This window comes from Pseudomonas sp. ATCC 43928, assembly GCF_005938665.2.
In the GTDB taxonomy this organism is placed as follows: domain Bacteria; phylum Pseudomonadota; class Gammaproteobacteria; order Pseudomonadales; family Pseudomonadaceae; genus Aquipseudomonas.
The window spans coordinates 2277314-2299147 of sequence record NZ_CP041753.1 but is presented as its reverse complement, the minus strand read 5'-3'; the positions used below and the strand labels follow the sequence as shown (position 1 = coordinate 2299147).

The following is a 21834-nucleotide window of genomic DNA, read 5'->3' as shown; positions in this document are numbered from 1 at the left end:
TCAGCGAAAGGATTTCGTATACCCTATCGCTATCTCACTCCAAACGATCGCCGCCGTGAACCTACCCAAACTCAACGCTCCCGACCTTGGCAATACGCCTTCGACCTCGGAAATCATCACCCGTCATCTGCGCGACGCGATCGTCGCCGGGCATTTCGCCGAAGATGAGCCGATTCGCCAGGACGACATTGCCCGCCAGTTCAACGTCAGCAAGATTCCGGTGCGCGAGGCCCTCAAGCGGCTGGAAGCCGAAGGGCTGGTGATGTTCCAGCGCAATCGCGGGGCGATGGTCACGAGGGTTTCCGATGCCGAGCTGGCGCAGATGTTCGAAGTGCGCATGTTGCTGGAAGACAAAATACTGCGCCTGGCCATCCCCAACATGACCGAAGAAACCTTCGCCCGTGCCGAGCGTATCTGTCAGGAATTCATCGGCGAGGACGACGTGGGCCGCTGGGCCGAGCTCAACTGGGAGCTGCACGCCTGCCTCTACGAACCGGCACAACGGCCGTTTCTGGTCAGCCTGATTCGATCGGTCAACGACAAGCTGGAGCGCTACCTGCGCATGCAGATGAGCCTGTCGGCCGGCAAGGAACGGGCCGATCACGAACACCGTGAGATCCTCGCGGCCTGCCGTGCCGGCGATGTTGAGCTGGCGGTGAAGCTGCTGGACGAACACATTGCCGGGGTCTGCAAGACCCTGTTCGAACACCTGCCCCACGCTCACTAAGCGCTGTGCCGATTTCGTCATCGGCACAGGATAAATCCATCAAGCCGGCACCTCGCCGCACAGGCCACTCTTGCGTTCACTCATCTGAACGGACGTGGCCCTTCCATGAAACGCATCACCGTGATCGACTCCCACACCGGCGGCGAACCGACCCGTCTGGTGACCGCCGGTTTTCCTGACCTGGGCACCGGCAGCATGGCTGAACGGCGCAAGCGGCTGGCCGACCATCATGATCAATGGCGCGCGGCCTGTGTGCTGGAACCACGAGGCAGCGACGTGCTGGTGGGTGCCCTGCTCTGCACACCGGTAGACCCGAGCGCCTGTGCCGGGGTGATTTTCTTCAACAACACCGGTTACCTGGGCATGTGCGGCCACGGCACCATCGGCCTGGTGGCGTCGTTGGCGCATCTGGGCAAGATCGGCCCCGGTGTGCACCGTATCGAAACACCCGTGGGGACGGTGCAGGCGACCCTGCACGAAGACCATTCGGTGAGCGTGCGCAATGTGCCGGCCTACCGTTACCGCAAGGCGTTGGTGTTGCAGGTGCCGGGCATCGGCCAGGTGGTCGGCGATATTGCCTGGGGCGGCAACTGGTTTTTCCTGATCGCCGAGCATGGCCTGCGGGTCGCCGGCGACAACCTCGACGCGCTGACCGCTTATACCTACGCCGTGCAACAAGCGCTGGAAGCCCAGGGCATTCGTGGCGAAGACGGCGGGTTGATCGACCATATCGAACTGTTCGCCGATGACGATCACGCCGACAGCCGCAACTTCGTACTCTGCCCCGGCAAGGCCTATGACCGCTCACCGTGCGGCACCGGCACCAGTGCCAAACTGGCCTGCCTGGCCGCCGACGACAAGTTGCAACCGGGGCAGATCTGGCGTCAGGCCAGTGTCATCGGCAGCGAGTTCGAAGGTTCTTATGAATGGCAAGGCGAGCGCATCGTGCCGACCATTCGTGGCCGTGCCTTTATCAGCGCTGAAGCCAGTTTGATCATCGAACAAGATGACCCGTTCGCCTGGGGCATTCGCCCATGAGCGAGGGCCTGGTGGCCGATGTAATCGTGATCGGCGCCGGCATCATCGGCGCCGCCTGCGCCCAGGCACTGGCCCGTCGTGGCTTGCAGGTGTTGGTGCTGGACGCCGGCCTGCACGGTGCGACGGCGGCAGGCATGGGCCACCTGCTCGTGCTCGATGACAACCCGGCCGAATTGGCCCTGAGCCAATATTCCCTGCAACGCTGGCGTGAACTGGCGCCGGACCTGCCCGACGGCTGCGCCTACCGCAACAACGGCACACTGTGGCTGGCGGCCAACGCCGAGGAAATGGCGGTCGCCCACAGCAAATACCTGAACCTGAAAGCCCAAGGCGTGGCGTGCGAATTGATCAGCGCCCGCGCTTTGCGTCAGCGTGAACCGGAACTGCGCGAGGATCTGGAAGGCGGCTTGCTCATCAATGGCGACGGCATTCTGTATGCGCCGGCGACGGCCCGCTGGATGCTCGACACACCGAACATCCGTCAGCACCGGGCGCGGGTCAGCGCGGTCGATGGCAATCGCGTTTACCTCGATGACGGCCATTGGTTGCGGGCCGAAGCCGTGGTGTTGGCCAACGGCATTCAGGCCAGCGAACTGTGCCCGGAGTTGCCCATCGAGCCGAAAAAGGGCCACCTGCTGATTACCGACCGCTACCCCGGCACCGTCACCCACACCTTGGTGGAGCTGGGATACGTCACCAGCGCCCACAACGCCACCGGGCCATCCACCGCCTGCAATATTCAGCCGCGCCCGACCGGGCAATTGTTCATCGGTGCCTCACGGCAATTCGGCACCACCGACCCACAGGTCGAAGGCTGGATGCTGGCGAAAATGCTCAAGCGTGCCGCCGAGTACATGCCAGGGCTGGCCCGACTCAACGGCATCCGCGCCTGGACCGGTTTTCGCGCCGCCAGCCCCGACGGCCTGCCGCTGGTTGGCCAGCACCCACAGCAGCAGGGCTTGTGGCTGGCGGTTGGGCACGAAGGGTTGGGCGTCACCACGGCCCCCGGCACGGCCGACTTGCTGGTGGCGCAGCTGTTCAACGAAACCCCGCCACTGGCCGCGCAACCGTATCTGCCCCAGCGTTTCCTCGGAGAACCCGCCTATGCCTGAATTACTGCTGGATGGCCGCGCCTTGAAGGTGGCCGAGGGCACCAGCGTCGCCGCAGCCTTGGCGCTGGGCAGCGACGGATGCACACGCACTTCGGTCAGTGGCCAACGCCGCGCACCGCTGTGTGGCATGGGCATTTGCCAGGAATGCCGGGTGACCATCGACGGCCGGCGACGCCTGGCCTGCCAGACACTGTGCCGCGACGGCATGCAGGTGCAGACATGCCCATGAACGAATACGCCGATCTGCTGATCATCGGAGCCGGCCCCGCCGGCATGTCCGCTGCTCTTGCCGCTGCCCCCAGTGGCGCACGCATCGTCATGCTCGACGACAATCCGCTGCCGGGCGGGCAAATCTGGCGTGACGGCCCTCAAGCCAACGTACCCGATCAGGCCCGTCGCCTGCGTGAACGATTGCAGGCGTGCAGCAACATTCGCCGTCACGCCGGCACTCGGGTGATCGCCAGTCCCGGTCCGAAACAGCTGCTGGTCGAAAATGACGATGACGGCTGGCTGATCAGTTATCACCGATTGATTCTGTGCACCGGCGCCCGCGAGTTGCTGCTGCCCTTCCCCGGCTGGACGTTGCCCGGCGTGACCGGCGCCGGTGGCTTGCAAGCGCTGATCAAGGCGGGCCTGCCGGTGCAGGGTGAGCGCGTGGTGATCGCCGGCAGCGGCCCGTTGTTACTGGCCAGTGCCGCCACGGCGAAAAAACACGGCGCGCAGATCCCGCGCATCGCCGAGCAAGCCTCGCGCACCGCCGTCGCCGGTTTCGCCGCGCAACTGCCCCGCTGGCCTGGCAAATGGCTGCAATCGTTCAGCCTGTTCGACCGCCATTACCGCACCGCGACGCATGTGCTGGCCGCCCTTGGCACTGATCGACTGGAAGGTGTGCGCCTGCAACAGCAGGGCAAAGTCGTCGAACTGGCCTGTGATCGGTTGGCCTGTGGTTTTGGCTTGATCCCTAACATTCAATTGGGCCAGGCACTGGGTTACGCCATCGAGGGTCAGGCGTTGGCCGTGGATGCCTGGCAGGCCAGTCGCGTCGATCATTATGCGGCGGGAGAATGCACCGGGTTTGGTGGCAGTGAACTGGCTTTGGTCGAAGGTGCCATTGCGGGCCACGCGGCGGTCGGTGACCTTGAAGCGGCACGCCAGTTGTGGCCACGTCGGGCACGCTGGCAGGGTTTCGCCAAGGCACTGAATCAGGCCTTCGCCCTCGACCCACAACTCAAATCCCTGGCCCGCCCCGACACCCTGGTCTGCCGCTGCGAAGACGTGCCCTACGGCGCATTGACCGGGCACACCGACTGGCGCGAAGCCAAGCTGGCCAGTCGCTGTGGTATGGGCGCCTGTCAGGGCCGGGTGTGTGGCGGCGCGGTGCAGCACCTGTTTGGCTGGCAACCCTCGGCGCCCCGTCCGCCCTTCAGCCCGGCCCGAATCGAGACCTTGATGTGCCTGGACGACACCCCGCCAGCCTGAAACCCCCTCGGGGGTTTCAGCCGCGCTGTCGAGCCTCTATGATCCCGGGGTCGCCCTCAGACCCCAGCGCCATGTACCCCTCGCTCAGCACCTTCAAACCCTGCGACCTGCCCACGCTGTTGAACAGCCTGCAGCCGATTGCGCCGCTGCTCGACACCCTGGCGGACGTGGTGTTTTTCATCAAGGACCGCGAAGCCCGCTACGCCTTCGTCAACCAGACCCTGGCCCGGCGTTGCGGTTTCAAACATCGCGAGGATCTGCTGGGGCTCACCGCTGAAATGGTCTTCCCGGAACGCTTCGGCCCGCTGTACACCGAACAGGATCGGCGGGTGCTGTCCAGCGGTCGCGAGATGGCCGACCAACTGGAGCTGCACCTGTATTACGGCAACCAGCCGATCTGGTGCCTGACCCACAAACTCGCCTTGAAGGATGAACAGGGCCACATCGTGGGCCTGGCCGGGATCTCCCGCGACCTGCAATCGCCGCAGTCCAATCACCCCGCGTTCCAGAAACTCGCCGCCGTGGACGCGCACATCCGCAGCCACTTCGCCCGCCCCATCAGCCTCGCCGAACTGACCGCCATCGCCGGCTATTCCGTGGCGCAACTGGAGCGTCACTGCAAGCGGGTGTTCCAGCTCACGCCACGGCAGATGATCAACAAGGCGCGCCTGGAAGAAGGCTCTCGGCTGTTGCTGCACAGCGACCTGCCGATCACCGAGATCGCCCTGCGCTGCGGTTACACCGACCACAGTGCGTTCAGCCGACAGTTTCGTGCGTTGACCGGTCTGTCACCGAGTCAGTATCGCGATACTCAGCGCTAAGGATCGTTCCCACGCGGAGCATGGGAATGATCAACCCACAGTAAGACCAATAAACAGGCGATGTTTAATAGACATCTCCAGACACTCACCCAGGCTACACATCCTTGCGCCTCTGCCTACGACTACGCCAGAATCCGCCGGCTAGTGCGCCTGTGGCCTGGGCTATATCGTTTCCCTGTCGCTGAAAAACAGCGATCGGGTTTGGTAGCCCGGTTTTCTGGCGCATAGCGCGACCTAATGCAGAGACTGTTTTCGTCTCCTGTTTTTATGGTGGCTATGCGTAGGGCGCTCTCGGGCGCGCCGGGTTGCCAGATGACCGGTCTACCAACCTGCGTATGGCCACCACCTCTTCGTTTGGTAGCGAAGGTGATGGCTCCACTTTTAATATCTGGAGCTCCATCTATGTTCAAACCAACGCCAAATCCTCCGGAAACCGACGACGTTTCCCCCTACGAATCCCTCGATTCGAAAAAGCTCCACGCAGCCGCCGACCGCGCCCTCGATCACTACCTCAAACCACCCACCCCCAAAGACACCCAGCGCAAACCCAGCACCATTTACCACGTCGGCCCCAAGGTCGATAACGAAACCCTGCTGGTCAACGCCTGCGAATCCCTGGCGTCAGCCAGCATGATGCTCAGTGAGTTCGCCGGGTTGATGGACATGCCCCATCGCAACGTGATGTTGGGGATTCAATCGGTGGTCATGCTCGGGGAGCTGGCGGTGAATCGAGTGCTGGATAACCTCGATCCGCAGGGCTGACGAAAGTCTGTAGTGAGAGCACTTATTGTGGCGAGGGAGCTTGTCGGATCGCCGCACCGTCCCGCTCGGCTGCGCAGCAGTCGCAAAACCGGCTTATGCGGTGTGCCTGTAAAAAAGCAGTCGCAGGTTTTGGGGTCGCTTCGCAACCCAGCGGGAGCAAGCTCCCTCGCCACATGGGTGTGTCAGAGCACGGGGTGATCGCAGGGCGCCGATGTTCCCTAAAGGGGCGCCCCGCACAACCATTGCTCCCATCTGTAACACCCACCATCGCGGCCCCCGCCCCTCACGGCGTCACTCTGACGCACCGCAACACCTCTACTCCAAGGCCTGCCAACAAATTCACGCCTCGGCCTGGAAACGGGCACGTTGATTGCTATATTTAATATCGTATACGAAATCCCCAATACGATATCCAACAGCACTTCACATCAACGAGGCCTCTATGAAAAACCCCGCATTTGCCGTAGCCCTCAGCGCTGTTCTCAGTACCTCCTTCATTGCCACCGCCCAGGCCGACAAGCTCGACGACATCATCGGTTCGGGCAAGCTGCGCTGCGCCGTGACCCTGGACTTCCCGCCCATGGGTTTCCGCGATGCCGGTAACAACCCAGCCGGTTTCGACGTGGACTACTGCCGTGACCTGGCGAAAATCCTCGGGGTCGAGGCCGAAGTGGTCGAGACGCCGTTCCCGGACCGTATTCCGGCGCTGGTCTCCGGGCGGGCCGATGTGATCGTCGCCTCCACTTCCGACACCCTCGAACGGGCCAAGACCGTCGGCCTCACCGTGCCCTACTTCGCCTTCCAGATGGTGGTGCTGACCCGCGACGACACCGGCATCAACAGCTTCGATGACCTCAAGGGCAAACCCGTGGGTAACACCAGCGGCACCTATGAGGCCATCGCGCTAGAGAAAGACGTGAAGAACTGGGGCACCGGCACCTTCCGCGCCTATCAGTCGCAGAACGACACCCTACTGGCGGTTGCCCAAGGCCATATCGACGCCACCGTGGTCACCAACACCGTGGCCGCCGCCACCCTCAAATCGGGCAAATACAAAAACCTGAAAGTCGCCGGTAACGCGCCGTACGTGATCGACTACGTCTCCCTCGGCGCCAAGCGTAACGAGTATGGCCTGCTCAACTACCTCAACCTGTTCGTCAACCAACAGGTGCGCACCGGTCGTTACAAAGAGCTGTTCGTCAAATGGGTCGGCACTGAAATCCCGCCGACCAACCTGACCGTGCCACAGGTCTACTACTGAGGTGTCCGGCATGCCTAGGCCCACTTCTCTGACCGGTCGCAGCCTGGTCGCGGGCGCCGCCGAGGGCGCCCTGCTGTTCGCCGATATCGGGTTGAGTTTCTGGGGCGGGGTCGATCCGTTTAGCGGCGAGATCATTGACCGTCACCACCCGCTCAGCGGCGAATACCTGGCCGGCCGCGTGCTGGCTATTCCCAGCGGACGCGGCTCGTGCACCGGCAGCAGCGTGTTGATGGAACTGATCAGCAACGGCCACGCACCGGCCGCATTGGTGCTGGCCGAACCCGATGAGATCCTGACCTTGGGCGTGCTCGTCGCGCAGACGATTTTCGAGCGCTCCCTGCCGGTGCTGTGCATCGGCCGGGAGGCCTTCGCCGCGTTGCGCGGCAAGGCCTTCGCTCGGGTCGACGGCGCCTCGGTAACCGTGTTCGAACACCTGCCGGGCGATGCCTGGCAGGCACTCGACAGCCCATTGCAAACGCAAGACCCAAGCGCCCCGCTCGAACTCACCGAACACGACCGGGCGCTGCTCGACGGCCAACATGGCAAGGCTGCACAAGTGGCCATGCAGATTGTTCTGCGCATGGCCGAACTGCAAGGTGCCCGCCGCCTGGTGGATGTCACCCAGGCGCACATCGACGGCTGCATCTACACCGGACCTGCGAGCCTGCGCTTTGCCGAACAACTGGTGCAATGGGGCGCCAACGTGCGGGTGCCCACCACCCTCAATTCAATTTCCGTGGACCAGCGCCGCTGGCGCGAATTGGGCATCGACCCGGTGCTCGGCGAACCGGCCAGTGCCTTGGGCGATGCCTATATGGCGATGGGTGCGCAACTCAGTTTCACCTGCGCACCCTACCTGCTCGACAGCGCGCCGAAGGCGGGCGAGCAGATCGTCTGGGCCGAATCCAACGCGGTGGTCTACGCCAACAGCGTGCTGGGGGCACGCACCCTGAAGTACCCGGACTACCTGGACATCTGCATCGCCCTGACCGGCCGCGCCCCGTTGATCGGCTGCCACCTGGACGCACAACGCAAGGCCCGATTGCAGGTCGAAGTGTCCGCCCTGGGTGAACTGGACGATGCCTTCTACCCGTTGCTCGGTTACCACATCGGCGCGCTGGCGGGCAGCCGGATTCCACTGGTGCGTGGGTTGGAAAACCGCAAGCCGAGCCTGGACGACCTCAAGGCGTTCGGCGCGGCGTTTGCCACCACCTCCGCCGCCCCGTTATTCCATATCGCCGGGATCACCCCGGAAGCTATCGACCCGGCGCAGGTGCTGGAGGGAGATGTAGCCCTGCCCGTGGAAACAATCCGCCTGAAGGAGCTATTGGTCAGTTGGCGCGAACTCAACAGTGCCCGCGACAGCCGGGTGGATGTGGTCTCGCTGGGTAACCCGCATTTCTCCCTCAGCGAGTTCGCTCACCTGGCGCGACTGTGCCTGGGTCGGCACAAACACCCCGACGTGGTCCTCGCCATTACTTGCGGCCGCGCCGTGCTGGAGCAGGCTCGCGAAGCCGGGCATATCGCCGTGATCGAAGCCTTCGGCGCCACCCTGGTCACCGATACCTGCTGGTGCATGCTCGGCGAACCGGTGATCCCGCCGGGTGCAACAACCTTGATGACCAACTCGGGCAAATACGCCCATTACGCACCCGGCCTGGTGGGCCGCAAGGTGCATTTCGCCAGCCTGGCTGAATGTGTCGATACCGCTTGCAGTGCCACGGCCAGCGGTCGTCTGCCGGCCTGGCTGCAAACCGCCGCCCCTCTGGAGACTCTCGCGCATGTTTGATTACACCTTCCAATGGCGCGCCACCCTGCGCGCCCTGCCGGACATGCTCGCCGGCGCCTGGGTCACTTTCGAGACCGCCGCGTTGTCGATGATCTTCGGCGTGCTGATCGCCCTGGCCCTGACGGTGATGCGCGAAAGCAAAACCCCGCTGCTGCGTGGTATCGGCAACGGCTGGGTATCGATCGCGCGCAACACCCCGTCGCTGTTCCAGATCTACGTCCTCTACTTCGGCCTCGGCTCGCTGGGCTTGCACGTCAGCTCATGGTTCGCCCTGCTCGCCGGGATCACCTTCAACAATGCCGGGTATCTGGCGGAGAACTTTCGCGGCGGCCTCAAGGCCGTCCCCGACACTCAAGTGCGCGCCGCGCGTTCGCTGGGCATGAGTGCCTTCCAGGCCTACCGCATGATCATCGTCCCGCAGCTGTTGCGGATCGTCTTCTACCCGCTGACCAATCAGATGGTCTGGGCGGTGCTGATGACGTCGCTGGGGGTGATCGTCGGGCTGAACAATGACCTGACCGGGGTGACCCAGGACTACAACGTCAAAACGTTCCGCACCTTCGAATACTTCGCCATCGCCGCGGCGCTGTATTACCTGATTGCCAAGGCGATCGTCGCGTCAGCCCGGCTGATGGCCTGGCGGTTGTTCCGTTACTGAGGGCTTGACCATGTTTTCCACCAGTTTTTCCTGGAATGACCTGCTGTTCCTGCTCGATGGCGCCTGGGTCACCCTGCAACTGACGTTCTGGTCGATCATCCTCGGCTCCTTCGCCGGGCTGTTGTTTGGCCTGCTGCGAGCGCTGTTGCCACGCGCCAGCCTGCCCCTGGCCTGGGTGCTGGATGTGTTTCGCAGCGTGCCGCTGTTGATCCAGTTCGTGCTGTTCAACTCGCTCAAAAGCATCGTCGGCTTGAACATCAGTGCCTTCAGCGTCGGCTGCATTGTGCTGGGGGTCTACACCGCCGCGTACTTCACCGAGATCGTGCGCAGCGGCGTGCTGTCGGTGCCGTTCACCCTGCGGCGGGCCAGTCGTTCGCTGGGCCTGAGCTTTTTGCAGGACCTGCGCTGGATCGTCCTGCCGATGGCCACCCGCGTGGCTTTCCCCGGCTGGCTGAACCTGGTGCTCGGTGTGATGAAAGACACCGCGCTGGTGATGTGGATCGGCATCGTCGAACTGCTGCGCGCCTCGCAAACCATCGTCACCCGCATTCAGGAACCGTTGCTGGTGCTGTGCGTCGCGGGCCTTATCTATTACGTCATGAGCCTGGTGGTTGCACGCCTGGGCGCTCGTCTGGAAAGAAGGTGGCAAGAAAATGATTGAGATCGACAACGTACATAAATCCTTCGGCGATCTGGCCGTGGTCAAGGGTGTCAGCCTGACGGTGGACAAGGGCGAAGTGGTGTCGATCATCGGCGGCTCGGGCTCCGGCAAATCGACCCTGCTGATGTGCATCAACGGCCTGGAGCCGATCCAGAAAGGCAACATCCGCGTCGATGGCGTCGAGGTTCATCACAGCGCCACCGACCTCAACCGCCTGCGGCAGAAAATCGGCATCGTGTTCCAGCAATGGAATGCCTTCCCGCACCTGACCGTGCTGGAAAACGTGATGTTGGCGCCGCGCAAGGTTTTGGGCAAAAGCAAGTGCGACGCCGAGGCGCTGGCGGTGCAGCAACTGACCCACGTGGGCCTTGGCGACAAGCTCAAGACCTTCCCCGGCAAGTTGTCCGGAGGCCAGCAGCAACGCATGGCCATCGCCCGCGCCCTGGCCATGTCACCGGACTACATGCTGTTCGACGAAGCCACCTCGGCCCTCGACCCGCAACTGGTCGGCGAGGTGCTGGACACCATGCGCATGCTCGCCGAAGACGGCATGACCATGGTGCTGGTGACCCACGAAATCCGCTTTGCCCGCGATGTGTCCGACCGTGTGGCGTTCTTTCGCAATGGCCTGGTGCACGAGATCGGCTCGCCGGATCAGGTGATTGGCAATCCGATACATGCGGAAACGGCGGCGTTTCTCAAATCAGTGAAATAACGACCGGCGATAAAAGGAGTCAGCCATGCGTTCATCGAAAGTCATTCATGTGGTCAGCTGCCACGCCGAAGGCGAAGTCGGCGATGTGATCGTCGGCGGTGTCGCCCCACCGCCCGGCGCCACCGTGTGGGAGCAATCGCGCTGGATCGCCAAGGATGAAACCCTGCGCAATTTCGTCCTCAACGAACCCCGTGGTGGCGTGTTCCGCCACGTCAACCTGCTGGTGCCGGCCAAGGACCCTCGGGCGCAAATGGCCTGGATCATCATGGAACCGGCCGACACGCCACCGATGTCCGGCTCCAACTCGCTGTGCGTCGCCACGGTGCTGCTCGACAGCGGCATCCTGCCGATGACCGAACCGCAAACCCGGCTGGTGCTCGAAGCGCCCGGCGGCTTGATCGAGGCCGTGGCCGATTGCCGCGACGGCAAGGTCGAACGGGTGGAAATCAAGAACGTGCCCTCCTTCGCTGATCGCCTCGACGCCTGGATCGAAGTCGAAGGCCTCGGCTCGTTACAGGTCGACACCGCGTACGGTGGCGACAGTTTTGTCATCGCCGACGCCAAAAGCCTGGGCTTTTCCATCCGCCCTGACGAGGCGGCCGAGCTGGTCGAGGTCGGGTTGAAAATCACCCGCGCGGCCAATGAACAACTGGGCTTCGTCCATCCGCTGAACCCCGAGTGGTCGCATATTTCCTTCTGCCAGATTGCCGCGCCCATCGTGGTTGAAAATGGCATCGCCACCGGGGCTAACGCCGTGGTGATTCAACCCGGCAAGATCGACCGCTCGCCCACCGGCACTGGTTGTTCGGCACGTATGGCAGTGTTGCAGGCCAAGGGATTGATGCAGGTTGGCGAGCGCTTTATCGGCCGTTCGATCCTCGGTTCCGAATTCCATTGCCGCATCGATTCGATGACCGAAGTGGCCGGTCGCCCGGCGATCTACCCGTGCATTTCCGGCCGGGCCTGGATCACCGGCACCCACCAATTGCTGCTCGACCCCAGCGATCCCTGGCCACAGGGCTATCGCCTGTCAGACACCTGGCCCGGCGCCTGAAACTCCCCCAGACCAACGGCTATAAAAAACCCTGATTGATTGAAAAAACCACTGGCCGAGTATCGGCATTTAAAATATCGTATACGAAATACAAAAACGAACCGGAGGCAACAATGAGCAAGCGCATTAACTGGAGTGGCGTCTTCCCCGCGGTGACCACTCAATTCAACGATGACTTCTCCATCAACCTGGAAAAAACCCACCAGGTGATTTCCAACGTGATCCGTGACGGCGTATCGGGCCTGGTGGTGTGTGGTTCGGTGGGGGAAAACACCTCATTGACCGCCGAAGAAAAAATCGCCGTGACCGAAGTTGCGGTCGACGCTTCCCGCGGCCGCGTGCCGGTGATTTGCGGTGTGGCCGAGTTCACCAGTGTGCAAGCGGCCAAGGTGGCCAACGCGGTGCGCAGGGTCGGTGTCGACGGCGTGATGCTGATGCCGGCGCTGGTCTACGGTTCCAAGCCGTTCGAGACCGCCGAGCATTACCGCTACGTGGCGAAGAACTCCGACGTACCGTTGATGGTTTACAACAACCCGCCGATCTACAAAAACGACGTCACCCCGGACATCCTGATTTCCCTGGCCGACTGCGACAACGTGGTGTGCTTCAAGGATTCCTCTGGCGATACCCGCCGTTTCATCGACGTGCGCAATGAAGTCGGCGACCGTTTCGTGCTGTTCGCAGGTCTCGATGACGTGGTGCTGGAAAGCATCGCGGTGGGTGCCGAAGGCTGGGTCTCGGGCATGTCGAACGTATTCCCGAAAGAAGGCGAGACCATCTTCCGCCTGGCCAAGGCCGGTCGCTTCGCCGAAGCCATGCCGATCTACGAATGGCTGATGCCGATCCTGCACCTCGATGCCCGTGCCGACCTGGTGCAGTGCATCAAACTCTGCGAAGCCATCGCCGGTCGCGGCAGCGCCCTGACCCGTCCGCCACGCCTGGCACTGCCGCAAGCTGATCGGGAGTTCGTCGAACAGATCATGGCCAAGGCCATGGCCAACCGTCCGGAGTTGCCGGACGTCGGTCTCTGAGTGATTGCCGGGCGGATCCTTGCGGGTCCGGCCCGGCTACCTGTTTTCGCGCCTCTACAGGAAACGTCAGCATGTCCAATCCTCACAGCACCTCCAGCGCAACCACACCCTCGGGACTCAAACGCGTAGTGGCCGCCGCCATGGCCGGCACTGTCGCCGAGTGGTATGAATTCTTTCTCTACGGCACCGCTTCGGCATTGGTCTTCGGCCAGCTGTTCTTCCGTCAGACCGACAGTCCGATCGACGGCATCATCGCCGCCTTCGCCCTGTACGCCGTCGGCTTCCTCGCCCGTCCGTTGGGCGGTCTGGTGTTCGGTCACTACGGTGACAAATTCGGCCGCAAGCGCCTGCTGCAACTGAGCCTGGTGGTGGTTGGCATCACCACGTTCCTGATGGGTTGCCTGCCCGGCTTCGACAGCATCGGCTATGCCGCGCCAGTGTTATTGGTGCTGCTGCGGCTGATTCAGGGCTTTGCCTTTGGGGGCGAATGGGGTGGCGCGATTCTGCTGGTGTCCGAACACTGCCCGGACAATCGCCGGGGCTTCTGGGCCAGTTGGCCGCAAGCCGGGGTGCCGGCCGGCAACCTGGTGGCGACCGTCGCCCTGCTGCTGTTGTCGTCAAACCTGTCGGAACAACAATTCCTCGCCTGGGGCTGGCGCGTGGCGTTCTGGTTCTCGGCGGTGGTGGTGCTGATCGGCTACTGGATTCGCACCAGCGTCGATGACGCGCCGATTTTCAAGGAGGCCCAGGCCCGGCAAGCGCAGACCAAGCAGCAACAACTGGGCGTGGTGGAAGTGTTGCGTCATCACTGGCGCGCGGTGCTGGTGGGGATCGGCGCGCGGTTTGCCGAGAACATCCTCTATTACACCGTGGTCACCTTTTCGATCACCTACCTGAAACTGGTGGTGCACAAGGACACCTCAGAGATTCTGTTGCTGATGTTCGGCGCGCACTTGCTGCACTTTTTCCTGATCCCGTTGATGGGCTATCTGTCGGATATCGTGGGGCGTAAACCGGTGTACCTGATCGGCGCGGTGCTCACTGCGTTCTGGGGCTTCATCGGCTTCCCGATGATGGACACCGGCAACAACTGGCTGATCATCGGGGCCATCACCCTGGGCCTGGCCATCGAGTCGATGACCTATGCGCCCTACTCGGCGCTGATGGCCGAAATGTTCCCGACCCATGTGCGCTACACCGCCCTTTCGCTGTGCTACCAGGTGGCGCCGATCTTCGCCGGATCCCTCGCGCCGCTGATCGCCATCACCCTGCTCAACAAGTACCACAGCTCGACACCGATCGCCTGGTACCTGGTGGGCGCCGCGCTGATTTCCATCGTGGCTGTCGGCCTGACCCGGGAAACCCGTGGCAAGTCGTTGCACCAGGTGGATGCCGAATCCGCTGCGCGTATTGCTGCGCTGGATAACCTCGAACCGGCCGCCACACGCCGGTTGGCTTAATCGCCAGTACGCAACCTGTAGCAGCTGCCGAAGGCTGCGTTCGAGCGCGTAGCGGTCGTAAACCATGCACCGCGGTGTGGCCGAAATACCGCGGTGCATGATTTACGACGGCTTCGCCGCCGAACGCAGCCTTCGGCAGCTGCTACGGATCGCCGCGCTACGCCTGGCATTTCTCAACCAACGGCATTTGGCCTCGCATTCCAACAGGAGTTTTTCCATGCCCCAGATCATCGGCCACAACTACATCGGTGGTGCCCGCAGCGCCGCTGGCAACATCGCGATGCAGAGCCATGACGCCAGCACCGGCGCAGCGCTGCCCTATTCGTTCATGCAAGCCACCGCCGAGGAAGTGCACGCCGCAGCCCAAGCCGCCGCTGCCGCTTACCCTGCCTTTCGTAACTTGCCGGCGACACGCCGTGCAGAATTTCTCGAGGCCATCGCCGCGCAACTGGATGCCCTGGATGACGAATTCGTCGCCCTGGTCACCCGCGAAACTGCCCTGCCGACCGCACGCATCCAGGGTGAACGCAGCCGTACCAGCGGCCAGATGCGCCTGTTCGCCCAGGTGCTGCGCCGGGGCGATTTCTATGGGGCGCGTATCGACCGCGCGTTGCCCGAACGTCAGCCTCTGCCACGGGTCGACCTGCGCCAATACCGGATCGGCGTCGGTCCGGTGGCCGTGTTCGGCGCCAGTAACTTCCCGCTGGCCTTTTCCACCGCTGGCGGTGATACCGCGGCTGCTCTGGCCGCCGGTTGCCCGGTGGTGTTCAAGGCCCACAGCGGACACATGGCGACCGCTGAACACGTGGCCGACGCAATCATCCGCGCCGCCGAGCAAACCGACATGCCTAAAGGCGTGTTCAACATGATCTACGGCGCGGGCGTCGGTGAAACGCTGGTCAAGCATCCGGCGATCCAGGCCGTCGGTTTCACCGGCTCGCTCAAAGGCGGTCGCGCCCTCTGTGACATGGCCGCCGCACGGCCACAACCGATTCCCGTATTCGCCGAAATGAGCAGCATCAACCCGGTGCTGGTATTGCCTGAAGCCCTGCGCGCACGGGGCGAAAAAATCGCCGGTGAACTGGTGGCGTCGGTGGTTCAGGGGTGCGGTCAGTTCTGTACCAATCCGGGGTTGGTAATCGGTATTGGCTCACCACAGTTCAGCGCGTTCACCGCTCGGCTCAGTGCCTTGATGGCCGAACAGCCGGCGCAAACCATGCTCAACGCCGGCACCCTCTCCAGCTACGAAAAAGGTGTGCAGGCGTTAGTCGACCATCCAGGGATAAGCCATCTGGCAGGCCAGGACCAGCACGGTAATCAAGCCCGGCCGCAACTGTTCAAGGCCGACGTCAGCCTGCTGCTCAAGGGTGATCCGCTGTTGCAGGAAGAAGTGTTCGGCCCGACCACCCTCGTCGTCGAAGTGGCCGATAAAGCCGAGTTACAACAAGCGCTGAACAGTTTGCACGGTCAACTCACCGCCACTTTGATTGGCGAAGAGCAGGACCTGAAGGAACACGCCGATCTGCTGGTGCTGCTGGAACAAAAGGTCGGCCGGGTACTGTTCAATGGCTACCCCACCGGCGTTGAAGTGTGCGATGCGATGGTGCATGGCGGTCCTTACCCGGCGACCTCCGACGCCCGTGGCACGTCGGTCGGCAGCCTGGCCATCGAGCGTTTCCTGCGCCCGGTGTGCTACCAGAACTGCCCGGATGCCTTGCTGCCCGACGCCCTGAAAAACGCCAACCCGCTGGGCATTGCCCGCCTGGTCGATGGCGCCAGCCACCGCGAACCGGTCTGACAACACAACCTCCTGTGGGGTGAGCCTGCTCGCTCCCACAGGAGGTCGGATTATCAGGCCAGCAGCACTTTCAGATCGTTGTACAGCGCCTCGGGAATCTGCACGCCCTCCACCAAACTGCGCGACCGCGCCACATAACGCCGTTGCGACGGCAAGCGCGCCCCCTGCCCTTCAATCCCTTGAAACAACACCTCGGCCCGGGCCAAGTGCTCTTCAGTGGCCGCTCCCAGAAAACGTCGCGGATCCAGCGCGATGATCAACTCGCCATGGTAGGGCGATGACTTGCTGCCCGCGTCGTAAGCCAGTGACTCGGCACTGGTCAGGTCACCGATCAAAGGCCCGGCAATCAACTCCACCATCGCCGCCAGCGCCGAGCCCTTGTGCCCACCGAACGTCAGCATCGCGCCGCTATCGAGCACCACGTTGGCATCGGTGCTCGGCCGCCCCTCGGCGTCCACGCCCCAGCCCTCGGGAATCGCCTTGCCGGCACGCCGATGCAACTCGATATCGCCACGGGCAATCGCACTGGTGGCGAAGTCGAACACAAACGGATCCTGCCCCACGCGTGGCCAGCCAAAGGCAATGGGATTGGTGCCGAACACCGGCACCCGTCCCCCGGCCGGCGCCACCCAGGCATGACTCGGATTACACGCCAGCGCCACCAGCCCGGCGGCGGTCAACTGTTCGATCTCCACCCACAGCGCCGAGAAATGCACACAACGATTGATCGCCAGCGCCGCAATCCCATTGGCCCGGGTTTTCTCCGCCAGTAACGGCAAACCTGCCTGGAACGCCAACTGCGAAAAACCACCCCCGGCATCTACCCGAACAATCGACGGTGCCTGGTCGATCACCCGTGGCTCTGCGTCGGCCGACACCTTGCCGGCCCGCAGGGAATTCACGCAGCCCAGAATCCGGTACAAGCCGTGGGAGGCACAGCCATCGCGCTCGCCAGCGATCACCGTCGCCGCCACCGCTTGCGCATGGGCCAGGTTAAAACCGTTGTGCAACAGGATCGATTCGGCCAATTCACGGGCTTCGATCAGGGTCAGTCGAATCATGGTCATCTCCTTGGACAGACCGTTCAGCGTGGTCTATCCAAGGAGCGGTGGCTTGATCGGTTTAGGGACGGAGGGTGACGAAATGGGCACAGTGCCCTTTCGATCAGAACTGCGCTGCTTCCAGTTCAAAGAGGCATTCGCTACCGGCCCTGGCCGATGCACTCAGCGAGTGGATGCGCGGCAGCAGGCGGGCGAAGTAGAAGCGCGCGGTGGCCAGTTTACTGGCATAGAAAGCGTCCTTGGAGTGCGTACTCATCGCAGTCTTGGCCATTCGCGTCCACATGTAGGCGTACGCGGTGTAGCCGAACACATGCAGGTACTCGACCGAGGCCGCGCCGATTTCATTCGGGTTGCTCTGGGCTCGATCCAGCAGCCACGCGGTCAGTTCGTCAAGGGTGTCCATCGCGGCGTTCAACGGTTTGGTGAACTCACCCAGGTCAGCGCAGGCGTTGGCGGTGTAGTGGCGAACTTCGGCGGCGAACAAGCGGTAGAGCGCCCCGCCGCTGGCGACTATTTTGCGCCCGGCCAGGTCCAGCGACTGAATGCCGTTGGTGCCTTCGTAGATCTGAGTGATGCGCACATCGCGAACCAATTGCTCCTGGCCCCATTCGCGGATGTAACCGTGGCCGCCGAAGATTTGCTGGCCGTGCACCGTGGTTTCCAGCCCCATGTCGGTGAGGAACGCCTTGGCCACAGGGGTCAGCAGCGACACCAGTTCCTGGGCACGGGTGCGGGTTGGCGCGTCATCGCTGTACCTGGCGGTATCCAGTTGCAGGGCCACGTAGCTGGAAAACGCCCGCCCGCCTTCGTTCAAGGCCTTCATGGTCAACAGCATCCGCCGTACATCCGGATGCACAATGATCGGATCGGCAGACTTGTCCTTGCTCTGCGCGCCCGTCGGCGAACGGCTTTGCAGACGGTCACGGGCGTATGCGACGGCGTTCTGGTACGAGCGCTCACCCAACGCCAGGCCCTGGATACCCACGCCCAGGCGTTCGTAGTTCATCATGGTGAACATCGCCGCCAGCCCCTTGTTCGGCGCATCGACGATCCAGCCAGTGGCCCCGTCGAAGTTCATCACGCAGGTCGCGGACGCCTTGATGCCCATCTTGTGTTCGATTGAACCGCAGGACAGCGCGTTACGCTCACCCAGCGAGCCATCGGCATTCACCAGCACCTTGGGCACCAGGAACAGTGAAATGCCCTTGGGGCCGGCGGGTGCATCCGGCAGTCTGGCCAGCACCAGGTGAATGATGTTTTCGGTCAGGTCGTGCTCGCCGCCGGTGATGAAAATCTTGCTGCCACTGATCTTGAAACTGCCGTCGGCCTGAGGCTCGGCTCGGGTGCGGATCAGGCCCAGGTCGGTGCCGGCATGCGCCTCGGTCAGGCACATGGAACCGGTCCAGGTGCCGGCATACATGTTCGGCAGATAGCGTTCCTTGAGTTCCTGGCTGGCGTGGGCATTGATCGACAGGCACGCCCCGGCGGTCAACATCGGGTACAGGCCGAACGACAGACTCGCCGAGTTGACCATCTCCTCGACCTGAGCCGAAATGGCCTTGGGCATGCCCATGCCACCGAACTGTGGGTCACCGCCGACGCCCACCCAACCGCCTGCGGCGAACGCTTGGTAAGCCGCGACAAAACCTTCGGGAGCGATGACGATGCCATTGCTCCAGGTGCAGCCCTGCTCGTCGCTGCTGCGGTTCAGCGGTGCGACCACCTCGGCGCTGATCTTGCCGGCCTCTTCAAGGATCGCGGCAGCCGTTTCTTCATCGATCACCTCGGCCAGGCCAGGCAATCTGGCCCAGAGCCGGGACACCTGGAAGACCTCGTTGAGTACGAAGCGCATGTCGCGCAAGGGAGCTTTGTAATCAGACATAGTTGGCTTACTCAGAAGTGGTCAGGGCATGCGACATGGCCTGACGTGGGGTTGTATCGGTTTCAGCGGTTTGCGCCACATCAGCTTGCGCAACGGGGTGACGCAGCAAGAAGTACGACAGGGCCGGGATCAGGATCAGCGCGCCGAGCATGTTCCACAGGAACATGAAGGTCAGCAGGATGCCCATGTCGGCCTGGAACTTGATCGGCGACCAGACCCAGCACACAACGCCCGCCGCGAGGGTGATGCCCACCAGGCCCACCACCCGGCCGGTAAACGACACGGCGCTGCGGTAGGCCTGGCTCAGCGGCAGGCCCTGGCGCTGGAAATGCAATTGCACGCTGAGCAGGTACAAGGCGTAGTCCACGCCGATGCCCACGCCCAGTGCGATCACCGGCAGGGTCGCGACCTTCACGCCTATGCCCATGGCCACCATCAGCGCCTCGCACAGGATCGAGGTCAGGACCAATGGCAACAGGGCGACCAGGGTTGCGCGCCAACTGCGGAAGGTGATCAGACAGAACAGCGTCACCGCCGCATAGACGTAAAGCAGCATGGTGCGATTGGCCTCGCGCACCACAATGTTGGTCGCCGCCTCAATCCCGGCCGACCCGGCCGCCAGCAGGAACTGGCGATCGTCGCTGTTGTTCTCCTGGGCAAATTTTTCGGCGATGCCCACCACGGCATCGAGGGTCTCGGCCTTGTGGTCCTTGAGGAAAGTGATCACTGGCATCAGCGAACAATCGGTGTTGAACAACTCCGGGGAGTTGACCGAGGCTTGCTGCGCGGCGTAATTCAATACGTCCTGATTGCGCTGGATGCTGTTGAGCTTGGGGTTGCCTTCATAGGTGCCGGCGGTGATCTGGCGCACCGCGTTAACCAGCGAAGTCGTGGCCTGTACGCCCGGATACTGCTGCAGCTCCCAGGCCAGGCGATCGGCGAGAATCAGTGTCTTGTAGCTCAGGCAGCCTTCCGGCGCGGTCTTGATCATCACCGCGAACAGGTCGCTGGACAGCGCGTAGTGGCTGGTGATGTAGGCGTTGTCACGGTTATAGCGAGAGTCGGCACGCAACTCCGGTGCGCCACTTTCCAGATCGCCGATCTTCAGCTGCTGGCTGATCATGAAACCGCCGATGCCCATCAGTACCGCGACCACTACCGCCCCCGTGGCCCATTTGGCCGTGGTGAAGCGGTCGAGCAAGTCCCACAGTTTGCCGAAGCCTTTGTGCCCTTCGGCGCGCGTGTCGATGTTCAGCGCACGCTCGGCAGCCCTGGCGCCCACGCCGACATAAGACAGCGCCACCGGCATCAGCAACAGCGAAGTGAAAATCAGCACCGCCACACCGATACTGGCGGTGATCGCCAGATCCCGGATCACCGGTATATCGATCAGCATCAGCACCGCGAAGCCGACGGCGTCGGCCAGCAGCGCGGTAACGCCGGCAATGAACAGGCGGCGGAAGGTGTAGCGTGCGGCGATCAGTCTGTGGGTGCCACGGGCGATGTCTTGCATGATGCCGTTCATCTTCTGCGCCGCGTGGGACACGCCGATGGCGAAGATCAGGAAAGGCACGAGCACCGAATACGGGTCGATGGCATAGCCGAGCCAGGCGACGATCCCCAGCTGCCAGACCACCGCGATCAGCGAGCAGCCGACCACCAGCAAGGTGCTGCGCACGCATCGGGTGTAGGCGTAAATGATGATCAGCGAAGTGACGACGGCCAGGCCAAAGAACATCATTACCTGGATTAGCCCATCGATCAGGTCGCCCATCAGTTTGGCGAAACCGATCACCCGGACTTTGTACGGGCCCTTGCCCTCCTCCCCGGCCTTGCGTGTAGCACTATCTCCTGCAAACTCGATCTGGTCGCGCAACTGTTCTTCGAGCATTTGCGAAAAGGCGTGGTAGTCGATGCGCTGACCGCTGGCCGTGGCCTTGTCCAGCAGCGGCACGATCAGCATGCTCGATTTGTAGTCGCTGGCCACCAGACTGCCGACGATACCGGCGCGGGAAATGTTCTGGCGCAGCTGTTCTATTTCTGCCGGCTTGCCCTGGTAGGTATCGGGCATCACCGGGCCGCCCTGGAAACCTTCCTCGGTGACTTCGGTCCAGCGCACCGCCGGGCTCCACAACGACTTCATCCAGGCACGGTCGACACCCTCGGCAAGGAACAATCGGTCGTTGACCTGTTTGAGCACGTCCAGGTAACCGGGGTCGAAGATATCGCCCTGAGTGTTCTCCACCACCACCCGTACCGAGTTGCCCAAACCGCGCAGCGACTGGCGGTTTTCCAGGAAGTTCTGGATGTACGGCTGGCTCTGCGGAATCATCTTTTCGAAGCTTGGACGCAGCTCCAGGCGAGTCACGGCCATGTAGCCCAGCATCAGGGTGACCAGCGCCATCAGCAGCATGAACAGCGGACGATAGTTGAACACCAGCCGCTCCAGCCGATTGCCGGAATGGCGGTCGAAATCCCGCAGATCGCGGATCACCGGCATGGTTTCTTGTTTGGTATGGCCCATG

The 21834-nt window shown here is 62.8% G+C and carries 19 protein-coding genes; 16 read left to right on the top strand and 3 right to left on the bottom strand.

The window, feature by feature from the left end:
- Window positions 1–55: 55 nt before the first annotated feature.
- From FFH90_RS10465 to FFH90_RS10390, 16 genes are all read left to right on the top strand, one after another.
- Window positions 56–727, top strand: coding sequence for a GntR family transcriptional regulator (locus FFH90_RS10465; RefSeq protein ID WP_007935506.1), 672 nt, complete (start codon window positions 56–58; stop codon window positions 725–727).
- Window positions 728–832: 105 nt separating this feature from the next.
- A complete protein-coding gene (locus FFH90_RS10460; protein WP_138867118.1) occupies window positions 833–1765 on the top strand; it encodes a 4-hydroxyproline epimerase in 933 nt (310 codons plus the stop codon).
- On the top strand, window positions 1762–2877 hold the full coding sequence (locus FFH90_RS10455) for an FAD-binding oxidoreductase (protein WP_138867117.1): 1116 nt from the start codon (window positions 1762–1764) through the stop codon (window positions 2875–2877). Before FFH90_RS10460 ends, FFH90_RS10455 begins: the two co-directional genes overlap by 4 nt.
- Window positions 2870–3106, top strand: coding sequence for a (2Fe-2S)-binding protein (locus FFH90_RS10450; protein ID WP_008074690.1), 237 nt, complete (start codon window positions 2870–2872; stop codon window positions 3104–3106). Before FFH90_RS10455 ends, FFH90_RS10450 begins: the two co-directional genes overlap by 8 nt.
- Window positions 3103–4356: an FAD/NAD(P)-binding oxidoreductase gene (locus tag FFH90_RS10445; RefSeq protein WP_138867669.1), complete on the top strand. Its 1254-nt coding sequence runs from the start codon at window positions 3103–3105 to the stop codon at window positions 4354–4356. The genes FFH90_RS10450 and FFH90_RS10445 overlap by 4 nt, the downstream gene beginning before the upstream one ends.
- Window positions 4357–4427: 71 nt before the next feature.
- Entirely contained in the window at window positions 4428–5177 is a 750-nt protein-coding gene (locus FFH90_RS10440; RefSeq protein ID WP_138867116.1) for an AraC family transcriptional regulator, read from the top strand.
- A gap of 402 nt (window positions 5178–5579) precedes the next feature.
- Complete coding sequence (locus FFH90_RS10435) at window positions 5580–5939, top strand: DUF6124 family protein (RefSeq protein ID WP_138867115.1); 360 nt, start codon at window positions 5580–5582, stop codon at window positions 5937–5939.
- Between the two features lie 442 nt (window positions 5940–6381).
- Complete coding sequence (locus FFH90_RS10430) at window positions 6382–7200, top strand: transporter substrate-binding domain-containing protein (RefSeq protein WP_019581953.1); 819 nt, start codon at window positions 6382–6384, stop codon at window positions 7198–7200.
- Between the two features lie 10 nt (window positions 7201–7210).
- Window positions 7211–8989 (top strand): aconitase X, encoded by a 1779-nt coding sequence (locus FFH90_RS10425; RefSeq protein WP_138867114.1) that lies wholly within the window; start codon window positions 7211–7213, stop codon window positions 8987–8989.
- On the top strand, window positions 8982–9647 hold the full coding sequence (locus tag FFH90_RS10420; protein WP_018928302.1) for an amino acid ABC transporter permease: 666 nt from the start codon (window positions 8982–8984) through the stop codon (window positions 9645–9647). Before FFH90_RS10425 ends, FFH90_RS10420 begins: the two co-directional genes overlap by 8 nt.
- 10 nt (window positions 9648–9657) lie before the next feature.
- Entirely contained in the window at window positions 9658–10308 is a 651-nt protein-coding gene (locus tag FFH90_RS10415; protein ID WP_064616855.1) for an amino acid ABC transporter permease, read from the top strand.
- Window positions 10301–11023 (top strand): amino acid ABC transporter ATP-binding protein, encoded by a 723-nt coding sequence (locus tag FFH90_RS10410; RefSeq protein WP_064616854.1) that lies wholly within the window; start codon window positions 10301–10303, stop codon window positions 11021–11023. Before FFH90_RS10415 ends, FFH90_RS10410 begins: the two co-directional genes overlap by 8 nt.
- 25 nt (window positions 11024–11048) lie before the next feature.
- Window positions 11049–12077 carry a proline racemase family protein gene (locus FFH90_RS10405; protein WP_064616853.1) on the top strand — a complete coding sequence of 343 codons (1029 nt, stop codon included), beginning with the start codon at window positions 11049–11051 and terminating at the stop codon, window positions 12075–12077.
- A 113-nt stretch (window positions 12078–12190) separates the two neighbouring features.
- The gene (locus FFH90_RS10400) at window positions 12191–13108 is read left to right on the top strand and encodes a dihydrodipicolinate synthase family protein (RefSeq protein ID WP_138867113.1); all 918 of its coding nucleotides are present in this window, start codon (window positions 12191–12193) and stop codon (window positions 13106–13108) included.
- A 71-nt stretch (window positions 13109–13179) separates the two neighbouring features.
- Window positions 13180–14568, top strand: a complete 1389-nt coding sequence (gene abaF, locus FFH90_RS10395) for a fosfomycin efflux MFS transporter AbaF (protein ID WP_064616852.1) — start codon at window positions 13180–13182, stop codon at window positions 14566–14568.
- Between the two features lie 217 nt (window positions 14569–14785).
- A complete protein-coding gene (locus FFH90_RS10390) occupies window positions 14786–16366 on the top strand; it encodes an aldehyde dehydrogenase (NADP(+)) (protein ID WP_138867112.1) in 1581 nt (526 codons plus the stop codon).
- Between the two features lie 53 nt (window positions 16367–16419).
- Here the strand turns inward: FFH90_RS10390 and FFH90_RS10385 are convergent, their stop codons facing one another.
- The 3 genes from FFH90_RS10385 to FFH90_RS10375 form a co-directional block, all read right to left on the bottom strand.
- Window positions 16420–17427: an Ldh family oxidoreductase gene (locus FFH90_RS10385; RefSeq protein ID WP_138867111.1), complete on the bottom strand. Its 1008-nt coding sequence runs from the start codon at window positions 17425–17427 to the stop codon at window positions 16420–16422.
- A 103-nt stretch (window positions 17428–17530) separates the two neighbouring features.
- On the bottom strand, window positions 17531–19309 hold the full coding sequence (locus tag FFH90_RS10380; protein ID WP_086945299.1) for an acyl-CoA dehydrogenase C-terminal domain-containing protein: 1779 nt from the start codon (window positions 19307–19309) through the stop codon (window positions 17531–17533).
- Between the two features lie 7 nt (window positions 19310–19316).
- A complete protein-coding gene (locus tag FFH90_RS10375) occupies window positions 19317–21833 on the bottom strand; it encodes an RND family transporter (protein ID WP_138867110.1) in 2517 nt (838 codons plus the stop codon).
- Window position 21834 lies beyond the last annotated feature (1 nt).